This is a genomic window from Bradyrhizobium sp. PRIMUS42 (assembly GCF_023006515.1).
Lineage (GTDB): Bacteria > Pseudomonadota > Alphaproteobacteria > Rhizobiales > Xanthobacteraceae > Bradyrhizobium.
In genome coordinates this window covers 1-775 of record NZ_JALBGZ010001360.1, presented here as the reverse complement: position 1 = coordinate 775, position 775 = coordinate 1, and the positions used below count along the sequence as shown (strand labels likewise).

Sequence of the window (775 nt, the reverse complement as noted above, 5' to 3'; positions counted from 1 at the left end):
CGCTGCGGAAGCGCGCGCGAATATCCGAAGGTGTTGCGGCGATGACGTCGGGCAAAGCGTGCCGGATGGTCCGGCCATCGCGCAGCCGCACGGTCACCTGCGCGCCCTGCTTGCCCGGGAAGGCAGCCGTGAAGCCGGCATCTGCCTTGAGCTCGGTGACCGCAACCAGGCGGATGATGTCGGCATCATCCAGCTCGGCGTAGTTCTCTTCCTCGATCTCGCCCCGCGCCAGCGTTGCCGCGACACTGAACGGAATGCTCATCTTGGCCTGGAGCGCATTGCGATAGGGCCCTGCGGAATCGCAGCCGGGATAGCGAACGGCGGCATCGGGCGCGCTGATCACGATGCGATCGATCTCGTCGACGCTGGCGAGTTCGTGCGAGACGCGGAGCGCCGCTTGAGCCGCTGTCTGCGCGAAATTGCAGGCCGGGACCGGCTTGTTGTAGACGGCCATGATCTCGCATTCGCCATTCGGGAACAGCGCGATGCTGTCGGGCGCGGCCTGGCGGCGGTAGGCGGCGAACAGGCCGGCTTCGCCTTCGAGGATGGTCTCCGAGCCGAAGGCGCCGGCCGCGGCAAGGCCGACCGCCTTGATCGCGTTGCTGGCGGCAAAACCCGGATGGAAATACATGTCGGAGCCGCCGGCATGCGGCCATTCGTTGAGTCCGCTGGACGTGTTGGCCGCGATCGCGATGGCGCTGGTTGCCTGGTCCTCGGAAAGGCCGAGCGCGAAACTTCCCGCGAGCGCCGCGCCCGGAGGAGCCACGAGGCCGGT

At 67.6% G+C, this 775-nt stretch carries 1 protein-coding gene; it reads right to left on the bottom strand.

The window, feature by feature from the left end:
- Nucleotides 1-775: MmgE/PrpD family protein (locus MOV75_RS40345; RefSeq protein ID WP_247008425.1), on the bottom strand; the 775-nt coding region annotated here is incomplete at both ends.